Consider the following 18,813-nt stretch of genomic DNA (forward strand, 5'->3'; position numbering starts at 1 on the left):
GGTTCGGCCCGGTGGAGCGTCCGGCCGGCGGCCGGGGTCAGCGCAGCCGGCGGATGTCGCCGTACGCGCGGTAGAAGCCGCCCCGCCCGGACTCCCGGACCTCGGTGACCAGGTAGCGGGCGCCCGGCTCGCGGATGCCCTTGGGGAACTGCACCGACCAGTCCGGCCGGTAGCCGGCCGAGAGCACGTGCACCCGCAGCCTCCCGTGCTCCTCCACGCACTGCACCACCACACCGCCGGCCACGTCGCTGGTCACCTCGACCGTGGACCAGGCTGCCGGCTCGGGCAGCCGGGACGGCGCCTTCACGTCGACGACCTCCGGAACCGTGCCGGCCTCGGCCGCCCGGATCGCCGGCTCGCTCGCGTCGATGCAGGCGAGGTAGCCACCCGTGGTCACCACGTACAGCCGCTCCTCGTGGTACTGCATCGAGTAGGCCGAGCCGCAGCCGGTGCCGAGCTTCCAGAGCCGGTTGCCGGCCGCGTCGAAGCAGTAGACGGAGGACTGGCTGTCGCCGGCGAAGACGTACCGGCCGCCCTCGGCGGTCGCGCAGGAGAAGACCGGGGCGTCGCAGTGGTACGTCCGCTCGCCGCGCCCGTCCTTCGCCAGCCGCACCACCTCCCGGCTGGCCGTGCCGGCGAAGACCGCGGACCGCTCCTGCCAGCCGAAGAGGACCGAGCCGGTGGGGGTGTGCCAGAGCTCCCGACCGGTGCGCCAGTCGTAGCCGGTGACCCCCCGCGAGTGGCCGTGGTAGAGCCCGTCGGCGTCGCAGCGCACCATCCACGCCGCCCGGCCGCGACCGCGGCGGCGCCAGAGGAACTCGTCCTCGTGGTCGATCGCGGCGATCCCGCCGTCGGCGTCGGAGACGCCGAGCACGCCGTCGTGGATGTCGAGCCAGTAGATGTCGATGTCGGGGGCGATGGCGTACGCCACCCGGGGCACCTTGCCGGAGAGGTCGTAGACGTTGCCGTCGTCGCAGCCGGCGTAGACCCACGCGTCGTCGGCCACGATGCACTTCACCCCGTCGGGGAGGCGGACCTGCCCCAGCACGCGGGCGTCGTGGCCGAGGGTGGTGATCACCCCGCGCTCGTTGCCCACCATGCAGCTCTGACCGTCGACGAAGATGCCGAACGCGGGCGCGCCCGAGTCGTAGCGCCACAGGACGGGGGCGGTGCGCGCGGTCGAACGGGTGCTGACGATCTGCCGGCGGGAGACCGCCCGCTTCTGCCGGACGCCGGGCACCGCCGGGGCGTATCCCTTGCGTATCTTCTCGCCGATCTTCTTCGCGGCCGCGGCCCGGGCGCGGGCGTTGTCGGGATAGGTGCTGGTCTTGACCTGCCCCTGGTCGCCGATGCGGCCGTAGCGGACCGTCATGGCGGTGTCGTCGACCACCACCTCGTAGAACTTGTGGGCGCTACCGTCCACTTCGGACAGTTCGAGGTAGGTCGTCTCCTGAGCCATGGGGGATGCCTCCGGTGGGGGGTGGGCGAGCGGCGGATCGCCGGCGCGACAACGCGAGCAAACTAACCGCCGCCTCCGACAGAATCCCCGGGCGCGTCACCGCCGGCCGGCGGTCACCGGCTGCCGTGGTCCAGGGCGTCGACGGCCTTGCGGGCGGCGATCAGCACCGGGTCCCAGACCGGCGCGTACGGCGGGGCGTAGCCGAGGTCGAGCGCCGTCATCTCGTCCACCGTCATGCCGTTCCAGAGCGCCACGGCGAGCGCGTCGATCCGCTTCGCCGCCTCGGACCAGCCGACGATCTGCGCCCCCAGCAGCCGCCCGCTGGGCCGCTCGGCGATGAGCTTGACCGTCATGGGCCGGGTGCCCGGGTAGTAACCCGCCCGGCTGGTGGACTCGGCGATCACCGAGACGAACTCGAACCCGGCGGCCACGGCTTCCTTCTCCCGCAGCCCGGTGCGCCCCACCTCCAGATCACAGACCTTCGTCACCGCCGTGCCGATCACCCCGGTGAAGGTCGCGTACCCGCCGCCGATGTTGATGCCGGCGACCCGGCCCTGCTTGTTGGCGTGGGTGCCGAGCGGCACGTGCACCGGCATGCCGCTGACCCGGTGCAGGCACTCCACGCAGTCCCCGGCGGCCCACACCCCGGGCAAGCCCGGCACCCGCATCCGCCGGTCCACCCGGATCGCACCGGAGGGCCCGAGCGGCAGACCGGCGGCGGTGGCGAGCGCGGTGTTGGGGCGTACGCCCAGGCCCAGCACCACGACGTCGGTGGGGATCGGCCCCTCTTCGGTGACCACCGCGCTGACCCGCCCGTCCCGCTCCTCGACCCCGGTGACGGCGAGCCCGGTGCGGACGTGGATGCCGAGGTTGGTCATCGCCTCGACGACCAGCTCCGCCATGTCGCTGTCCACGGTCGTCATCGGTTGCTCGGCCTGCTCGACCAGGGTCACCGCGAGGCCGCGGCGCAGCAGCGCCTCGGCGATCTCCACTCCGATGTAGCCGCCGCCGACGACGACGGCCCGGCGCGGTTCCGGCTCGCTCTGCAGCCAGTCCCGCAGCGCCGCGCCGTCGTCCAGCGTCTGCATGCCGAACAGGCCGGCGGCGTCGGTCTCGGCCCAGGCCGGCTTGAACGGCACCGCGCCGGCGGCGTACACCAGCTCGTCGAAGTGCTCGCGGACCTCACCGCCGCCGGCCAGGTCCCGGGCGATCACCTCGCGCCGGTCCAGGTCGATCGCGACGACCTCGTGCCGCATCCGTACGTCGATCTCGAACGACCGGCGGAACGTCTCCGGATCCCGCGCTACCAGCTCCTCGGCCTCGGACACCAGGCCGCTGATCCAGTAGGGAATGCCGCAGGACGAGTAGGAGGTGAAGTTGCCCCGCTCGAAGGCGACGATCTCCAGATCGGCCCGGTCGCGGCGCCGCCGGGCCTGGGACGCCGCCGCCATGCCGGCGGCGTTCCCGCCCACGACCACCAAGCGCTGCGCCACGAGGTCATCCTGTCACGGGACGCGGGCCCCGCGGGTCTGTCGCGCCACGTCCCGCACCACATCGGCGAGCTGACCGGTCCGGGCGAACACGGCCCGCTGCCGCGCGGCGCCGGTGCCGTGTCGGCGGAGCGCACCCAGCAGGTCGCTCACCTCGGCCCAGTCGCCGTGCCCCTCCAGCGCCGGCCGGACCCGCGCCACGAACCGGTCCAGCAGCTCCCACGCCGGCCGGAGCTCGCCGGTGGTCACGTCGACGCCGTCACCCTCCAGCCCGTCGTGCGCGGCCCGCCAGTGCGCGCCGACGAGCAGGTGGTGGTCGGTGCGGATCGGTGGCCGCCCGGCGGCGATGTCGTCGATCGCGGTCGCCACCATCGCGCGCACGAGCGCGGCGACCAGGACGCTGTCGTCCACCGAGGGGCAGACGTCGCCGATGCGGATCTCCACGGTCGGGTACTTCGCCGACAGCCGCGCGTACCAGTAGAGCATCCCCTCGTCGAGCATCACGCCGCTGGCGATCAACTGCCGGATCAGTCGCTGGTAGTGCTCGTGCGAGTCCAGGTAGGGCGTCGGCGCCACCGACGGCCAGCGCTCCCACTCCACCGAGCGCCAACTCGCGTAGCCGGTGTCCTCACCCCGGGCGAACGGCGAGTTCGTGGTGACCGCGTGCAGTGTCGGCAACCAGGGCCGGACGTGGTTGAGCACCTGGACGCCGATCTCCGGATCGGGCACCCCGACGTGCACGTGCATGCCGTTGTTGCCCGGCCCGGGGACGAGCAGGCGGAACCGCTCGATCATCCGGTCGAACCGGGGCTTGTCGACCACCGGCGGGACGGGGCCGTCGACCGGCCCGGTGCCGATGGCCAGCAGCCGTACGCCGGCCCGCTCGGCCGCGTCCGCCAACGCCGCCCGCAGCACCCCGAGCGAGTGCCGGATCGAGTGCAGGTCCAGCCCCGGCGGGCTGCCGATCTCGATCTGGCTGGTCTGGAACTCCCGCTCCACCTGCCCGTGCAGCTCCGGCGGCACCTGCTCCAGCACGAGGTCGACGGCGGGCACCGCGGCGCCGGTGTGCGGGTCGACGAGGAGGAACTCCTCCTCGACACCCACCGTGAGCAGATCGGTTCCGTCCACCGGCCGACCCGGCGCCTCCGCCAACTGACCCGTCATCCTGCACCACCGTCCGTTCTGCCGATCGCGGTCCGTCCGCCCCGGGTCGCCCCGGTGGTTACCCAGGGTGGTCGTGAGCGGAAACGCCGTACCGGCGTGGCGGCGGTGTGTCGCGCCGGGAGCGGGCTCCGGCGCCCGGCCCCGCCGGCTTGCGAGCCGGTCCTAGGGTGGCGCCGTGCTGTTCTGGCCGGGCTGGGGATCGGGCGTGTGGGCGTACGCCTGCGCCCAGCTGGCCCTGCTCGCGGACCAGCCGGCCGGCGTGCTCGCCGGCGCCGCGCTGGGCGTGGCGCTGCTGCTCGCCACCCTGCTTGCGGCCCGTGCCGTCGGGTTCGGCGGCGCGCCCCGCGGCGACGCCCGGGCGGGCGGCCTGCGGGCCCGCTCCCGTCACCGGCGGGTGCCCCGCCAGGTGGACCCGGACGCGCCCGGGCGGCCGCGCCCCCGCGCACCGGGCGTCCACCCCTCGGCCGCGTAGCGTCGCCGGGCCGCCGGCCCGGCCGGGGAAGCCCCGGACGCGTCGCCGCGCGTGCCGATTCCGTCGTCATCCACCCCGCGGGCCGTCCGTTGCCCGCGGGGCCACCGGAATCGCACCCGAGGGACCCACCATGTACGCCTTCGCACCACTGCACGGCGCGGTCGGCGCCGCCGCGAATCTGCTCGCCCAGCTCACGACCCTGCTCGAACCGGTCGCCGGTGGCGCGGCCACGGCCGCCGCGATCGTCCTCTTCACCGTCGCCGTCCGCCTGCTCATCTCGCCGCTCACCGTCGCACAGGCGCGCGGCGAGCGGCGTCGCGCGGCGCTCGCCCCCCGGGTCCGCGACCTCCAGCGACGCCACGCGGACGACCCGGCCCGGTTGCAGCGCGAGCTCCTCGCCCTCTACCGCTCGGCCGGCGCCAACCCGGTCGCCGGCTGCCTGCCGATGCTGCTCCAGGCCCCGTTCCTGCTGGTGATGTACCGGCTCTTCAGCACCGGCGAGGGCGGCACCGGGCTGCTCGACGAGCGGCTGGCCGGGGTGCCGCTGGGCCACCACCTGGGCGACGGGTCGGCCGGCGCGGCGGTGCCGCTCTTCGCCGTGCTGCTGACCGCCCTGGCCGCGCTGGCCTGGTGGTCGTCGCGCCGGATGCGCCGCGCGGCGGCGATCGGCGGCTCGGCCGGCCGGCTGCTGCCGCTGTTGCCGTACACGACCGTGCTGGTGGCGCTCGTCCTGCCACTGGCGGCGGTGCTCTACCTGGTCACCACGACGGCCTGGTCGGCGCTGGAACAGGCCGTGCTGCGCCGGCACCGGGAGCATCCCGTACCGGCCGAGATTGATCGACGTTGACAACTGTCCGGGGAGCCCGTACAACCGTGAGAGAGCGCTCTCTCGACCCCGTCCCCGCAGAGAGGCACGTCCATGAAAGCTGCCCCGGCGGCGCCTGCCGCCCTGCCCCCACGACGCCGGCGACGCCTGGCGACAGCCCTGGTCGCCGCCGCCACCACCGCACTGGCCGGCGTCACCGTCACCGCGCACGCCGCCGTGCCCCCACCGCCGTCCGGCTGGAGCCTGGTGTGGAGCGACGACTTCACCGGCGCCGCCGGCACCCTGCCGTCCTCGGCGAACTGGATCATCGACACCGGCACCAGCTACCCCGGCGGCCCGCCCAACTGGGGCACCGGCGAGATCCAGCGATACACGAACAGCACCGCCAACGTCAGCCACGACGGCGCGGGCAACCTGCGCATCACGCCGCTGCGGGACGCCTCGGGCGGCTGGACCTCCGCCCGGATCGAGACCGTCCGGAGCAACTTCAAGGCGCCCTCGGGCGGGGTGCTCCGCATCGAGGGCCGGGTCCAGATGCCCAACGTGACCGGCAACGCGGCCCTCGGCTACTGGCCGGCGTTCTGGGCGCTCGGCTCGCCCTACCGCGGCAACTACCAGAACTGGCCGAGCATCGGTGAGTTCGACGTGATGGAGAACGTCAACGGCCTCAACTCGGTCTGGGGAGTGCTGCACTGCGGCGTCGCGCCCGGCGGGCCGTGCAACGAGTTCAACGGCCTCGGCGCGTCCCGGGCCTGCCCGGGCAGCACCTGTCAGTCGGCGTTCCACACCTACCGGTTCGAGTGGGACGCCTCGGTCAGCCCCCAGCAACTGCGCTGGTACGTCGACGGGCAGCTCTACCACACCGTGACGCAGAGCCAGGTCGGCGAGCCGTACTGGACCCAGATGACCGGGCACGCGGGCTACTTCCTGCTGCTCAACGTGGCGATGGGCGGAGGCTTCCCGAACGGGGTCGCCGGCTTCACCACGCCGACCGCCGCCACCGTCCCGGGCCACCCCATGGTGGTCGACTACGTCGCCGTCTACACCCGTGGCGGCACCCCACCGACCGACCCACCGCCCACCGACCCGCCGCCGGGCGGTGTGCGGGACGCGTACGCGACGATCCAGGCCGAGTCCTTCAACGCGCAGAACGGCGTGATCGTCGAGGCGTGCAGCGAGGGCGGCCAGAACATCGGCGCGCTGCGCAACGGCGACTGGGTCCGCTTCGACAACGTCGAGTTCGGCGCCAGCGGGCCCCGGGACTTCGTGGCCCGCGTCGCGTCCGGCGCCGGTGGCGGCGTCAGCGGGCTGGTCGAGGTGCGGTTGGACAGCCCGACGAGCCCTCCGATCGGCAGCTTCGCGATCGCCAACACCGGCGGGTGGCAGAGCTGGCGGTCGGTGCCCGGCAACGTCGGCGCCGCCACCGGCCGGCGCACCGTCTACCTGACCTTCAGCAGCGGCCAGCCGAACGACTTCGTCAACGTCAACTGGTTCACCTTCCGTCGCTGAGGCGCGGGGAGGGACCCCCGGGCAACCGGGGGTCCCTCCCCGACGGCGAGGCGGCTAGCGGCCGGCGGGCACCCTCGGCCGGTCACCGTGGCGGCTTCGGCGGCGGCGCACCTTCTTCACCACCCAGAGCGCGACCATGAGGACGAAGAACGCCAGGATGCCGTAGTCGAACCAGGTGCTGTAGCGCTCGAGCTGCTGCCAGCGGGAGCCGAGCGCGTAGCCGCCGCCGACGAAGATCGTGTTCCAGAGGGCACTGCCGAGCGTGGTGAGCGCGACGAACTGCACCAGCGGCATCCGGTTGGCCCCGGCGGGCACGGAGACGAGGCTGCGGACCACCGGCATCATCCGCCCGAAGAAGACCGCCCACCGGCCGTACCGCTCGAACCAGCGGTCCGCGCGTTCCAGGTCGTCCAGGTCGACCAGCGGGAGCCGGTCGAGCCACCGCTTGAGCCGGTCCTCGCCGAGGACGGCACCCACCCAGTAGAGGACCAGCGCCCCCGCCAGCGACCCGACGGTGGCGGCGACCGCCACCAGGACCACGTGGAACCGGCCCTCACCGGCCAGGTAGCCGGCCATCGCCAGGACGATCTCGCTGGGGATCGGCGGGACGATGCTCTCCAGCGCGACCAGCAGCGCGACGCCGACCATCCCGGTCGCGTCGATCACCCCCGCCACCCAGCCGGTCAGCCCGCCGAGCTGGGTCGGGTCGACGTCCTGAGCGAGTGCCATGGCGATCCTTTCCGCGCGGAGGGGATCGCACTCCTGTACCCCGGGGCCGGCCCGTCACACCTCGCGTACCGGTCGTCACCGTGCGGTCGGAACCGCCCTCCGGGCCCGGCGGGCCGGCAGCGAGCACGGCCGCGGTGACGGCACGGTCGTCGCCGTCGCGGCTCTACTCCGCCGGGTGCAGCGACTCGTCCGCCGGCCCGCGACGCCAGCCGGTGAACCGGACCACCAGACCGCCGCGGCTCGGCGAGCAGCAGAACGGCCCGGCGCTCGCCTCGGCGTCCGGCGCGAGCGGGGCGAGCCGGACCAGACGCCACGGCTCCCCGGCGACCCGGGCGCGGACGGTGAGCGCGTCACCGGCGCGGCTGGCCCGTACGGTGACCTCCCGCCCGGTCCAGTCCGGCACCGGGGCGACCGACCAGTCCGAGAACTCCCGGGTCACCACCGCGCCGAGCTGCGGCTGGCCGTCGCTGAACTCCACCCCGGCCTTGACCCACTGCCGCTCGTCCACCCGGACCAGCACGCCGGCCTGGTCGAACTGCCCGGTCCACTCCAGCCGGAAGCTCACCTCCATCGCGGTGCCGGCGGGCAGCGGGGCGAGCAGCGCCGGAGCGTCGTCGTGGACGAATCCGTAACTGGTGTGTCGCCAGAGGTCGCTCTCGGCGGCGGGCTCCACCATCAGCTCGCCGTGGGCGGTGCGGTCGGCCCGGAGCGGCGGGCGCAGCCAGTGCCCGGCGGACCAGTCGACCGGCTCGGTGGGGGGTGTCTCGTGCATGACCGGGACGCTACCGGCGCGGTCGCCGATCCCGTACGCCCGGGCCGCGCTCGGGGGACAACCCCTGTTTGCCCGGGCGGCGAATCGGAGAAGAGGAACGGGCATGGGCGACAGGTGGTACTCGGAGGCGGTCGTCTACTGCCTCGACATCGACACGTTCGCGGACTCGAACGGCGACGGCGTGGGCGACATCCCCGGCCTGATCGGCCGGCTGGACTACCTCGCCCGGCTCGGGGTGACCTGCCTCTGGCTGCACCCGATCCACCCGTCACCGAACCGCGACGACGGCTACGACGTCACGGACTTCTACAACGTGGACCCGCGTTTCGGCACCCTCGGCGACTTCGCCGAGCTGCTGCACGCGGCCCGCAACAGGGGCATCCGGGTGATCATCGACCTGGTCGTCAACCACACCTCCGACGAACACCCGTGGTTCCAGTCCGCCCGCTCCTCGCCGGACTCCCCGTACCGCGACTGGTACGTCTGGTCGACCGAGGAGCCCCCGGACCGCCGGCAGGGCATGGTCTTCCCCGGTGAGCAGAGGGAGACCTGGAGCTACGACCGGACCGCGAAGGCCTGGTACTACCACCGCTTCTACCGGTTCCAGCCCGACCTCAACATGGCCAACCCGGCGGTCCGCGCCGAGGTCAAGAAGATCATGTCGTTCTGGCTCCAGCTCGGCGTCTCCGGGTTCCGGATGGACGCCGTGCCCTTCATCATCGAGCTGACCGAGCCGGGCAACGCGAACTCGCCGAAGGACCTGGACTTCCTCACCGAGCTGCGGCAGCACGTCCAGTGGCGCCGGGGTGACGCGATCCTGCTCGCGGAGGCCAACGTCGAGCCCGACCAGCTGCCGGTCTACTTCGGCGACGGCGGCGGCTCGGCGAACCGGCTGCACATGCTCTTCGACTTCATGCTCAACGGCCGCCTGATGCTCGCCCTGGCGCGGCGAGACCCGGAGCCGGTGATCGAGGCGCTGCGGGACACGCCCGCCTTGCCGGCGGGTGGGCAGTGGGCCACGTTCCTGCGCAACCACGACGAGATCGACCTGTCCCGGCTCACCGCCGAGCAGCGCAACCAGGTGTTCGCGCAGTTCGGCCCGGACGAGGACATGCGCCTCTACGGCCGGGGCATCCGCCGCCGCCTCGCGCCCATGCTCGACAACGACCGCCGGTGGATCGAGCTGGCGTACGCGTTGCAGTTCTCGCTGCGCGGCACGCCGGTGCTGCGCTACGGCGAGGAGATCGGGATGGGGGAGGACCTCTCGCTCCCCGGCCGTCAGTCGATCCGTACGCCGATGCAGTGGTCGTACAAGGAGAACGCCGGCTTCTCCACGGCGGAGCCCGACAAGCTGGTCCGGCCGGTGATCGACAAGGGCGAGTACGGCTACCAGAACGTCAACGTCACCGCGCAACGCCGGGACCCGAGGTCGCTGCTCGCGTGGTTCGAGCGGATGATCCGTACGCTCCGGGAGGCGCCCGAGATCGGCTCCGGCTCGACCACCCACATCGACGTGCCCATGCCGCCCGGTGTGCTCGCGCATCGCGCCGACGGGTCGACGGGCACGATGGTCTTCCTGCACAACCTCGGCACCGAGGACGTCGAGGTGGACCTCAGCCTGCTCCAACCCGAGGCGGACCTGCCGATCGACGTGCTCGCCGACCGTGGCTACGGCGAGGTGGGAAAGCTGGAGCGGCTCCAGCTCGCCGGCCACGGCTACCGGTGGATCCGGCTGCGTCGCGGCCACTGAGCCGGTCGGACGCCGGGCCACCGCGGCGATACCTCGGGCTGACGCTTCCGGCCGAGCCGGGGTTAAGCTCCTTCGATCGAGCCCAAGTTACCGGGAGGTAATCATGTCGGAGGAGCCCCGCGTCGCCATCGTCACCGGAGCCGCGCGCGGCATCGGCGCGGCCACCGCGCGCCGCCTCGCCGCCGACGGCATGGCCGTCGGGGTGGTCGACATCGAGGAGTCGGCGACGAAGGAGACCGTCGACGCCATCGCGGCCGCCGGTGGTCGTGCGATCGGCGTCGGCGCCGACGTGGCGGAGCGGGGCCAGGTGGAGGCGGCCGTGGAGCGGGTCGCCGCGGAACTGGGCGCGCCGACCGTGCTGGTCAACAACGCGGGCGTGCTCCGGGACAACCTGCTGTTCAAGATGACCGACGCCGACTGGGACACCGTGATGGGTGTGCACCTGCGCGGCGCCTTCCTGTTCAGCCAGGCCGCGCAGAGGCACATGGTCGAGCGGAAGTGGGGCCGGATCGTCAACCTCTCCAGCACCTCCGCGCTGGGCAACCGCGGCCAGGCCAACTACGCGGCGGCGAAGGCGGGGCTGCAGGGCTTCACCAAGACCCTCGCGATCGAGCTGGGCCCGTTCGGCGTCACCGTGAACGCGGTCGCGCCGGGGTTCATCGTCACCGACATGACCGCGGCGACCGCGGCGCGGATGAAGGTGGACTTCGCGGAGCTGCAGAAGCACGCCGTCGCCGAGATCCCGGTGCGCCGGGTGGGCCGCCCGGAGGACGTCGCCCACACCATCTCGTTCCTGGTCAGCGACGGCGCGTCCTTCGTCTCCGGCCAGGTGGTCTACGTGGCCGGCGGGCCGAAGGCCTGACCGCTGGGTCGTGCGGGACGGCCGCCGGGCGGCCGTCCCGCACGCGGCGGGGCCACGACGCGATCAGTGCGACGCGTCGCGGGTGCGCCAGAGCCAGAGGAGGCCGAGCAGGGGGAGGACCAGCGGGATGTACCCGTAGCCGCTGCCGAACTGCGACCAGACCGTCTCGTCGGGGAAGAGCGCCCTGTCGACCACGCTGAGGACGCCGACCACGACCACCCCGACCAGCTCCACCGAGCAGCAGAGCAGCGCGAGCCGTCGCCCGGCGTGACCGGCCCGGGCCAGCCCGACCGCGGCCACGATGTAGATCAGCGCGGCCACCGCGGAGAGCGCGTACGCCACCGGGGCCTCGTCGAACTTCGTGGCGATCTGGAGCGCGGCCCGGGAACTCGCCGCGATCGCGAAGAGGATGTAGACCGCGATCAGCAGCCGTCCGGGACCGCGGTTGGTGGTGCGCCGCGGCGTCGCCGTCTCAACCACCGAGCACCTCCCAGGTCTGCTGGAGCCGGACCACGACGACCGGGGTCACGAGGCAGACCGCGCAGACGATGCCCGAGCCCCAGCGGGTCGGCTCCATGCGGGCGAGCACGGCGGCCAGCGGCGGCAGGCAGACCAGCGTCACCAGGTAGCCGAAGAAGGCGCCCGGCTCGCCGGGGCGGTCGCCGCCCGCGACGGCGACCACGGCCAGCACCGCCAGCGCGAGCAACGCCAGCTCCAGCACACCCAACCCGATCAGCTGCCACCGGTCCGGCGGCCGGTTGCGCGCCGCCGACACCAGGCTCCACAGCGCGAGTACGAGCGACAGCACGATCGACGCGGTGGCGAGGAAGCCGTCCACCGGCGATCCCGCCGCGGCGGCGCCCGTCATCGGGGCCACCCGGTCCTAGGCTCGGTCACCGGCACAGCCTACTAACCGTCGTAGTAACCGCCGTCCGGCCCCGCCCCGACCTGCCCCCGCGCCCGCGCCGGCCGGCCCGGGCGACTAGCGTGGATCACGACCGCGGCGTCGTCGCGGGGAGCGACGAAGGCGGGGGTTCTCGTGCGGTTCGGTTTGTTCGGCACCGGTCACTGGGCGATGGAGACGCACGGGGCGGCACTCGACGCGCACCCGCGCGCCGAGTTGGCCGGCGTGTGGGGGCGGAACCCGGAGCGCGCCGCGGCCCTGGCCGACCGCTACGGCGTGCCCGCCTTCGACGACGTCGACGCGCTGATCGACGCGTCCGACGCGGTGGCCGTCGCCCTCCCGCCCGACATCCAGGCGGACATCGCGGCCCGGGCGGCCACCGCCGGGCGGCACCTGCTGCTGGACAAGCCGCTGGCGTTGAGCCTCGCCGACGCCGACCGGGTGGTCGACGCCGCGCAGGCGTCCGGGGTCGCCTCGGTGGTCTTCTTCACCCAGCGGTTCCAGCCGAACGTGACCGCCTTCCTCGCCGCCACGGCGGCGGCCGGCGGCTGGCAGCACGCCAAGGCCATGCTCTTCTCCTCGATTTACCAGCCGGACAGCCCGTACGCCTCGTCCCAGTGGCGGCGGGACCACGGCGCGCTGTGGGACGTCGGCCCGCACGCCCTCTCGATCCTCCTGCCCGTGATGGGTCGGGTCGAGAAGGTGACCGCCGTGGACGGCCCGAGCGGCCTCGTGCACCTGCTGCTCACCCACGCGGGTGGCGCCACGAGCAGCATCTCGCTGACGCTGGACGCCCCCACCGAGGCGATGACCCGCGAGCTGGCCTTCTACGGCGAGAACGGCATCGAGGACGTGCCGAACGGCGAGTACGAGCCGAAGGTGGCCTTCGGCGTGGCGATCGACCAGCTGCTCGAGGAGATCGACGCGGGCACCCGGGACCACCGCTGCGACGTGCGCTTCGGTCGCGAGGTCGTCGCCGTGCTGGCCGCCGCCGAGACCGCGCGCGCCGAGTCCCGCAGCGTGACCGTCCCCGCCTGACCCGCCCCGGCGCCCGTCGTCGCGGTGGCGACCCCCTGGTCGAGGGGGTGGAAAACCGGTGGCGGGCCCCGCCGGGGGCGGGTTAGCGTGCCGGCATGTTCACGCACGCCCTGATCCAGGTGGTCGGCACGCCGGCCGCCCGGGGCCCACTGCTGGCGTCCCGTCCGCGAGTCCGGCGTCCGGCCCTGGTCGGCCGGGACGCGACCCGCGACTGACACGCAGAGCGCACTCCCGCGCCACGTCCCAGGGCCGTCCGAGTCCCCATCCACTCGGACAGGCCCCGCTCCGGGCTGCCTGTCCGCCGTCGCCGCCGAGGCGACAGACAGGACGACGACACGTGGCGCCCCGCCGTATCCGACCAACCGAACGCGACCGGTCCCGTCGCGTACTCTCCCAGAACTTCCTCGCGGACCCGGCCGCGATCGCCCGGGTCGTCCGGGCGGCCGAGCCTGACCCGGGTGGGCTCGTGCTGGAGGTCGGCGCCGGCCGTGGTCAGCTGACCCGACCGCTCGCCGCCCGCTGCGGCCGCCTGGTGGCGTACGAGGTCGACCCCGTGGCCGCCGCCGAGCTGGCCGCGGTCTGCGCCGAGCTGCCGCACGTCCGGCACCGCCAGGCCGACTTCCTCACCGCCGAACCGCCGGGCGAACCGTTCGCGGTGGTCGGCAACATCCCCTGGTCACTCACGTCGGCCGTGGTGCGGTGGTGCCTCGCCGCGCCGCGGTTGCGCGCCGCGACGCTGCTCACCCAGTTGGAGTACGCGCGCCGCCGCAGCGGCGACTACGGCCGCTGGTCGCGGCTCACGGTGCTGACCTGGCCCGAGTTCTCCTGGCGGCTCGCCGGGCGGGTGCCCCGTACGGCGTTCCGCCCGGTGCCCCGCGTCGACGCGGGCGTCCTGCGGATCGACCGGCGCCCCGAGCCGCTGCTGTCCCCGGCCGCGCTGCCCGCGTACCACCGGATGGTGGAGCTGGGCTTCGGTGGGGCCGGCGGCTCGCTCGCGGCCTCGCTGCGACGGCGGTACCCGGCGGCGCGGCTGGCCGCGGCGCTGCGGGCGACCCGGCTGGACCCGGACACCCCGGTCGGGTACGTGTGGCCCGAGCAGTGGCTGGTCCTGTTCCGGCTGTTATACGCCCGCTGACCGGCCGTAGCGTCGCGGGGCCCGGTCCGCCGGGGCCGCGACGGCCACCCGCGGCGGTCCGGGCCGTGCGGGGTCCCGGCCGGCTCCGGTCCAGGCTCACACGGTCCCGGCCGCGCGGTGGTCGCCCTCCACCCCTCCCGGTGCCCGCTCAGGCGAGCGTGCCGAGGGCCTCGTGCAGCTCGGCGGGCGAGTCGAACTGCTCGGCCGGCAGGGCGTGCAACATCTGCAACATCTCCGTGCTGGCCCCGTTCTCCTGCCCCCAGCGGACCAGGTCCTCGCGGGAGACCGGGTAGTCGAGCCCGGCCAGGAACTCCTGCCACTGCACCCCGGTGACGGTCATGCCGGCGGCTACCCGTTCCGCGGGCCCGCACACCGGCCGCGCCGACCTGCCGGGGCGGCGTGTCGGGCCCGGCGCGCCGACGGTTTGCCCGCCGGACCGCCGGGTAGCCGCTGGCATGCTGGTTCAGCGGCTCGGCGCGCCGAGCGACTTCGACCCCCTGCTGGAGCGCGTCCGGGACGCCCGTGTCGTGATGATCGGCGAAGCGACCCACGGCACCTACGACTTCTACCGGCTACGCGAGCAGCTGACGCGGCGGCTCATCGCCGAGTGCGGGTTCTCGTTCGTGGCGGTGGAGGGCGACTGGCCGGACTGCGACCGGGTGCACCGTTCGGTCACCGCCGCCCCGGGTGGCGCGGTGGAGCCGCTCGCCGCGCTGGAACGGTTCGAGCGCTGGCCGACGTGGATGTGGGCCAACGCCGAGGTGGCGCGCTTCTCCCGCTGGCTGCGGGCCTGGAACGCGGACCGACCGGAGGGGGAGCGGGCCGGGTTCCACGGCCTGGACGTCTACAGCCTGTGGGAGTCGATGCAGGCCATCTTCGACTACCTCGGGGAGGAGGACCCGGCGTCGCTGGAGGCGGCGCAGGACGCGTACCGGTGTTTCGAGCCGTACGGCAAGCGGCCCGAGGAGTACGCGGTGGCGAGCCGCTTCGTCTCCGCCCGGTGTGAGGAGGAGGTCGTCCGACTCCTGGCCCGTACCCGGGAACAGGCGCTCGGCGACGGGGCGAACCGCTTCTCGGCCTGGCAGAACGCCGAGGTGGTGGCCGGCGCCGAGCGGTACTACCGGGCGATGGTCGGCGGGGGTCCGGAGTCCTGGAACATCCGGGACATCCACATGCAGGACACGCTGGACCGGCTGCTCGACCGGTACGGCCCGAAGGCGCGGGGCGTGGTGTGGGCGCACAACACGCACGTGGGCGACGCGCGGGCCACCGACATGACCGCCGACGGGATGGTCAACATCGGCCAGCTGGCCCGGGAGCGGTACGGCGCCGGCAGCGTGGCGCTCGTCGGTTTCGGCTGCTACCGGGGCACCGTGATCGCGGCGCCGCGCTGGGGCTCGCCGTCCGAGGCGATGGTTGTGCCACCGGCCCGGTCCGGCTCGATCGAGCACCGGTTGCACGAGCTGATGCCGGAGCGGGCGGTGCTCGTCTTCGGCGGGGACGACCAGCCGGGGTGGGCCACCGACACGATCGACCACCGCGCCATCGGAGTGGTGTACGACCCGACCTTCGAGTCCTGGGGCAACTACGTGCCGACGCGGCTGGCGGAGCGCTACGACGCGTTCATCTGGTGCGACGACACGACGGCCCTGCACCCCCTGCCGGCGGTCAGCACCCCCGGCGAGATGGAGACCTACCCCGCGGGGGTGTGAGCCGCCGCGCCTCGTTCGTGGATCATGCAGTTGTGGTGCCCAAATCTGCCGGCTTCGCCGGTTTGGTCGGACACCACAACCGCATGATCGTCCCGGTCAGACCGGGGTCGGGGTCCGGTCGGCGAGGTGGGCGCGCAGGCCCTCGCCCTCGATGTCGACGTTCGGCAGGGCCTTCGCGAGCCACTTCGGCAGCCACCAGGCTCGGTGGCCGAGCAGGGACATCACGGCCGGCACGATGGTCATCCGGACCACGAAGGCGTCGATGGCCACGCCGACGGCGAGCGCGAAGCCGATCGACTTGATCACCGGGTCGTCGAGGAAGAAGACGAAGCCGCCGAAGACCGAGATCATGATCAGCGCGGCGGCGGTGACCACCCGGGCGCCGTGGCCCATGCCGTTGATGGTCGCCTGCTGCGCGGTGTCGCCGTGCACGAAGTCCTCCCGCATCCGGGAGACCAGGAAGACCTCGTAGTCCATGGCCAGGCCGAACAGGATGCCGATCAGCAGGATCGGCAGGAAGCTGATCAGCGGACCGGGCGTCTCCAGGCCGACCAGGTCGGCGAGGTGACCCTGCTGGAACACGGCGACCGTGATGCCGAACGTCGCCGCCACGGTGAGCAGGAAGCCCAGCGCGGCCTTGACCGGCACCAGCAGCGAACGGAAGACCAGCATCAGCAGCAGCACCGACAGCCCGACCACGAGCAGCAGGTAGATCGGGAGCGCGTCGGCGAGCTTCTCCGACACGTCGATGCCGATCGCGGTGGCGCCCGTCAGCAGCACGTCGGCGCCCTGGATGCCGCCGACCGAGTCACGGATGTCGTGCACCAGCGTCTCGGTGGCCTCGTCGGTCGGCCCGGTCTTCGGCACCACGCCGAGCAGGGCGGTCCGCCCGTCCGGGCTGAGCTGCGGCGGCGCCACGGCCAGTACGTTGTCGGTGCGCTGGACCAGGGCGGTGACCTGAGGTACGGCCGCGGCGGTGGCCTGCGGCGTGTCGCCGGCCACCACCACCGCGAGCCGCCCCGTGAAGCCCGGCCCGAAACCCTCGGTGATCAGGTCGTTCGACTCCCGGGCGGGGGAGCCGACGGGTGCGGTGGCGGCGTCGGGCAGCGCGAGGCGCATGTCCGGCGTCGGGAGCGCGAGCAGCCCCAGGCCGATCAACCCGACCAGGATGACCGGTACGCGGAGCCGGGTGACCAGCCGCGCCCAGCGGAAGCCGAACCCGGACCGGTCCTCGGCCGGGGCGGGGTGCGCCGCGTCCCCGCGGTGGACCGCGTCGTCGCCCCCGGCGGGAGCGGGGGCCGCCGAGCGCAGGCGGCGGGGGAGCACCTTGCGGCCGGCGAAGCCGAGCAGCGCGGGTTGCAGGGTGATGGCGACCAGCACCGCGACGGTGACGGTGCCCGCCGCGGCCAGACCCATGACGGTCAGGAACGGGATGTCGACCACGGCCAGCCCGGCGAGCGCGATGACCACGGTCGCCCCGGCGAAGACGACGGCGGAGCCCGCCGTGCCCACGGCGCGGCCGACCGCCTCGTCCGGCGGCAACCCTTCGAGCAGGTTCTGCCGGTGCCGGGAGGTGATGAACAGCGAGTAGTCGATGCCGACCGCGAGGCCGAGCATCAGCGCGAGGATCGGCGCGGTGCTGGTCAGCTCCACGGTGCTGCTGAGCGCGAACAGGCCGGCCATGCCGACGGCCACACCGATCAGGGCGTTGAGCATGGTCATGCCGGCCGCCACCAGCGAGCCGAACGTGATGACGAGGACGACCGCCGCCACCACCACGCCGATCGCCTCCGTCGAGCCGACCTCCGGCTCGGCGTTGAGCACCTCGCCGCCGGGCGCCACCTGCCAGCCCTGCGCCTCGGCCGCCGCGCCGACCCGCTGGTACGCCTCGCGCTCCGCGTGGTCCACCTCGTCGGCGCCGGTGGCGAACTGCACCTGGATCAGCGCGTACCGGCCGTCCGGGGAGACCGCGCCCACGCTGAGCGGGTCGACCGCGCCGACCACCCCGGGGACGGTGGCGGCCTCCTGGATGAGCTCCTTCACCACGGTCTGGCCCTCCGGTGTGGCCAACTGGCCGTCCGCCGGCGCCTTCACGGCGATCGTCCCGGTCGCGCCGCTCGCCGCCGGGAACTGCTCGGCGAGCAGGTCGAGCGCACGCTGCGATTCGGTGCCGGGCATCGTGAAGTTGCTCGCCGTCGGGCCGCGCAGGAACGCGGCGCCCAGTCCGAGAGCGACGAGTACGACGAGCCAGATCGCGACGACGAGTCCTCGTCGGCGCAACGAGCCCCGGCCGAGCCGGTAGAGCAGGGTCGCCATCAGGTTTCCTTGTCCTCAGTCGTGGTTGGGTCGGGTACGGGTTCGAGGGCCCGCCGGACGAGGGCGAGCAGTGCGGGGCGCAGTTCGTCGTCGGGCACGTCGACGAACTCGGCGCACCCCTCGGAGATGCCGGCGAGCAGCACCAGCGCCGCGATCCGGGCGGCGGGCCGGTCGCTGTGCCCGGCCAGGGCGTCCAACAGCCGCTCGGAGATCTGCTGGACGTGGGCGAACGCGGGCTGCTGCAACAGCTCGGGGAACTCACCGCGGAGCAGGGCGATCTCCCGCCGGAACCGGACCGCGAGGTCGACGAAGCCCTCGGCCGCGACCTGCTGCGCCGTGGCGCCGGTCAGACCGGCGAGCCGCTCGTCGAGCGCCCGGAGGACGGCGATCGCCGGGGCCATCAGCTCGGTGAGCAGGGCCTCCTTGTTGGCGAAGTGGTAGAGCACGGTGGCCTTCGAACAGCCCACCTCGGTGGCGATGTCCTGCAACGACGTGCCCCGGTAGCCGGTCACCGAGAACCTCCGTGCCGCCGCCGCGAGGATCTCGCCGCGGGTCTCCGGCTCCGCCCGTCGCATGCCGCTCACCTCCACGAACCAGCATGCCTGACCGATCGGTCAGACCCTGACCGATCGGTCAGAAGAAAACGGTGGCGTTCGCCACAGGGTCCCGCGGGTT

The 18,813-nt window shown here is 73.6% G+C and carries 17 protein-coding genes and 1 pseudogene; 8 read left to right on the forward strand and 10 right to left on the reverse strand.

From position 1 onward, the window contains the following. Positions 1–37: 37 nt before the first annotated feature. From SM573_RS10720 to SM573_RS10730, 3 genes are all read right to left on the reverse strand, one after another. Entirely contained in the window at positions 38–1,459 is a 1,422-nt protein-coding gene (locus tag SM573_RS10720) for a WGR domain-containing protein (protein WP_474613757.1), read from the reverse strand. Positions 1,460–1,572: 113 nt separating this feature from the next. After that, a complete protein-coding gene (locus tag SM573_RS10725) occupies positions 1,573–2,952 on the reverse strand; it encodes an FAD-dependent oxidoreductase (RefSeq protein ID WP_474615982.1) in 1,380 nt (459 codons plus the stop codon). A 12-nt stretch (positions 2,953–2,964) separates the two neighbouring features. Further along, positions 2,965–4,113 carry a carboxylate-amine ligase gene (locus tag SM573_RS10730; protein ID WP_474613759.1) on the reverse strand — a complete coding sequence of 383 codons (1,149 nt, stop codon included), beginning with the start codon at positions 4,111–4,113 and terminating at the stop codon, positions 2,965–2,967. Between the two features lie 175 nt (positions 4,114–4,288). On the opposite strand from SM573_RS10730, the gene SM573_RS10735 reads away from it, so the two are divergent. From SM573_RS10735 to SM573_RS10745, 3 genes are all read left to right on the forward strand, one after another. Then, complete coding sequence (locus SM573_RS10735) at positions 4,289–4,585, forward strand: DUF6412 domain-containing protein (RefSeq protein WP_474613760.1); 297 nt, start codon at positions 4,289–4,291, stop codon at positions 4,583–4,585. Between the two features lie 130 nt (positions 4,586–4,715). Continuing rightward, complete coding sequence (locus SM573_RS10740) at positions 4,716–5,432, forward strand: YidC/Oxa1 family membrane protein insertase (protein ID WP_474615983.1); 717 nt, start codon at positions 4,716–4,718, stop codon at positions 5,430–5,432. Positions 5,433–5,504: 72 nt separating this feature from the next. Further along, positions 5,505–6,920 carry a carbohydrate-binding protein gene (locus tag SM573_RS10745; protein WP_474613762.1) on the forward strand — a complete coding sequence of 472 codons (1,416 nt, stop codon included), beginning with the start codon at positions 5,505–5,507 and terminating at the stop codon, positions 6,918–6,920. Between the two features lie 54 nt (positions 6,921–6,974). Here SM573_RS10745 and SM573_RS10750 read toward each other — a convergent pair whose 3' ends face one another. After that, positions 6,975–7,649, reverse strand: coding sequence for a DedA family protein (locus SM573_RS10750; protein WP_474615984.1), 675 nt, complete (start codon positions 7,647–7,649; stop codon positions 6,975–6,977). Positions 7,650–7,812: 163 nt separating this feature from the next. Continuing rightward, a complete protein-coding gene (locus SM573_RS10755) occupies positions 7,813–8,421 on the reverse strand; it encodes a DUF1349 domain-containing protein (protein WP_474613764.1) in 609 nt (202 codons plus the stop codon). 103 nt (positions 8,422–8,524) lie between these two features. On the opposite strand from SM573_RS10755, the gene SM573_RS10760 reads away from it, so the two are divergent. After that, positions 8,525–10,171 (forward strand): alpha-amylase family protein, encoded by a 1,647-nt coding sequence (locus tag SM573_RS10760; RefSeq protein WP_474615985.1) that lies wholly within the window; start codon positions 8,525–8,527, stop codon positions 10,169–10,171. Between the two features lie 103 nt (positions 10,172–10,274). Next, entirely contained in the window at positions 10,275–11,033 is a 759-nt protein-coding gene (fabG, locus tag SM573_RS10765; protein ID WP_474613766.1) for a 3-oxoacyl-ACP reductase FabG, read from the forward strand. On the opposite strand, the pseudogene SM573_RS10770 reads toward fabG, so the two are convergent. Both SM573_RS10770 and SM573_RS10775 read right to left on the reverse strand, forming a co-directional pair. Continuing rightward, positions 11,006–11,513, reverse strand: a pseudogene (locus SM573_RS10770) (hypothetical protein). The gene fabG and the pseudogene SM573_RS10770 overlap by 28 nt on opposite strands. Beyond that, positions 11,506–11,901 (reverse strand): hypothetical protein, encoded by a 396-nt coding sequence (locus tag SM573_RS10775; RefSeq protein ID WP_474613767.1) that lies wholly within the window; start codon positions 11,899–11,901, stop codon positions 11,506–11,508. Before SM573_RS10775 ends, SM573_RS10770 begins: the two are co-directional and overlap by 8 nt. A 171-nt stretch (positions 11,902–12,072) precedes the next feature. On the opposite strand from SM573_RS10775, the gene SM573_RS10780 reads away from it, so the two are divergent. Both SM573_RS10780 and erm read left to right on the forward strand, forming a co-directional pair. Then, positions 12,073–12,975 carry a Gfo/Idh/MocA family protein gene (locus tag SM573_RS10780; protein ID WP_474615986.1) on the forward strand — a complete coding sequence of 301 codons (903 nt, stop codon included), beginning with the start codon at positions 12,073–12,075 and terminating at the stop codon, positions 12,973–12,975. 337 nt (positions 12,976–13,312) lie between these two features. Next, positions 13,313–14,110, forward strand: a complete 798-nt coding sequence (gene erm, locus SM573_RS10785; protein ID WP_474613769.1) for an ErmE/ErmH/ErmO/ErmR family 23S rRNA (adenine(2058)-N(6))-methyltransferase — start codon at positions 13,313–13,315, stop codon at positions 14,108–14,110. A 148-nt stretch (positions 14,111–14,258) separates the two neighbouring features. Here the strand turns inward: erm and SM573_RS10790 are convergent, their stop codons facing one another. Beyond that, positions 14,259–14,450 (reverse strand): DUF2795 domain-containing protein, encoded by a 192-nt coding sequence (locus SM573_RS10790; protein WP_474613770.1) that lies wholly within the window; start codon positions 14,448–14,450, stop codon positions 14,259–14,261. A gap of 115 nt (positions 14,451–14,565) precedes the next feature. Between SM573_RS10790 and SM573_RS10795 the strand changes: the two genes are divergently transcribed. Further along, positions 14,566–15,822 carry an erythromycin esterase family protein gene (locus tag SM573_RS10795; RefSeq protein WP_474613771.1) on the forward strand — a complete coding sequence of 419 codons (1,257 nt, stop codon included), beginning with the start codon at positions 14,566–14,568 and terminating at the stop codon, positions 15,820–15,822. A gap of 96 nt (positions 15,823–15,918) precedes the next feature. Here SM573_RS10795 and SM573_RS10800 read toward each other — a convergent pair whose 3' ends face one another. Together SM573_RS10800 and SM573_RS10805 are read right to left on the reverse strand one after the other, a co-directional pair. Next, complete coding sequence (locus SM573_RS10800) at positions 15,919–18,138, reverse strand: MMPL family transporter (RefSeq protein ID WP_474615987.1); 2,220 nt, start codon at positions 18,136–18,138, stop codon at positions 15,919–15,921. Next, entirely contained in the window at positions 18,138–18,713 is a 576-nt protein-coding gene (locus tag SM573_RS10805; RefSeq protein WP_474613773.1) for a TetR/AcrR family transcriptional regulator, read from the reverse strand. Before SM573_RS10805 ends, SM573_RS10800 begins: the two co-directional genes overlap by 1 nt. Positions 18,714–18,813: the final 100 nt, after the last annotated feature.

This window comes from Micromonospora xinjiangensis, assembly GCF_056150165.1.

Bases quoted from the DNA above. Each gene is read 5' to 3' on its own strand.
- SM573_RS10720 (WP_474613757.1), bottom strand. From the start codon at position 1,459: ATGGCTCAGGAGACGACCTACCTCGAACTGTCCGAAGTGGACGGTAGC.
- SM573_RS10730 (WP_474613759.1), bottom strand. From the start codon at position 4,113: ATGACGGGTCAGTTGGCGGAGGCGCCGGGTCGGCCGGTGGACGGAACC.
- SM573_RS10740 (WP_474615983.1), top strand. From the start codon at position 4,716: ATGTACGCCTTCGCACCACTGCACGGCGCGGTCGGCGCCGCCGCGAAT.
- SM573_RS10745 (WP_474613762.1), top strand. From the start codon at position 5,505: ATGAAAGCTGCCCCGGCGGCGCCTGCCGCCCTGCCCCCACGACGCCGG.
- SM573_RS10750 (WP_474615984.1), bottom strand. From the start codon at position 7,649: ATGGCACTCGCTCAGGACGTCGACCCGACCCAGCTCGGCGGGCTGACC.
- SM573_RS10755 (WP_474613764.1), bottom strand. From the start codon at position 8,421: ATGCACGAGACACCCCCCACCGAGCCGGTCGACTGGTCCGCCGGGCAC.
- SM573_RS10760 (WP_474615985.1), top strand. From the start codon at position 8,525: ATGGGCGACAGGTGGTACTCGGAGGCGGTCGTCTACTGCCTCGACATC.
- fabG (WP_474613766.1), top strand. From the start codon at position 10,275: ATGTCGGAGGAGCCCCGCGTCGCCATCGTCACCGGAGCCGCGCGCGGC.
- SM573_RS10775 (WP_474613767.1), bottom strand. From the start codon at position 11,901: ATGACGGGCGCCGCCGCGGCGGGATCGCCGGTGGACGGCTTCCTCGCC.
- SM573_RS10790 (WP_474613770.1), bottom strand. From the start codon at position 14,450: ATGACCGTCACCGGGGTGCAGTGGCAGGAGTTCCTGGCCGGGCTCGAC.
- SM573_RS10795 (WP_474613771.1), top strand. From the start codon at position 14,566: ATGCTGGTTCAGCGGCTCGGCGCGCCGAGCGACTTCGACCCCCTGCTG.
- SM573_RS10800 (WP_474615987.1), bottom strand. From the start codon at position 18,138: ATGGCGACCCTGCTCTACCGGCTCGGCCGGGGCTCGTTGCGCCGACGA.
- SM573_RS10805 (WP_474613773.1), bottom strand. From the start codon at position 18,713: ATGCGACGGGCGGAGCCGGAGACCCGCGGCGAGATCCTCGCGGCGGCG.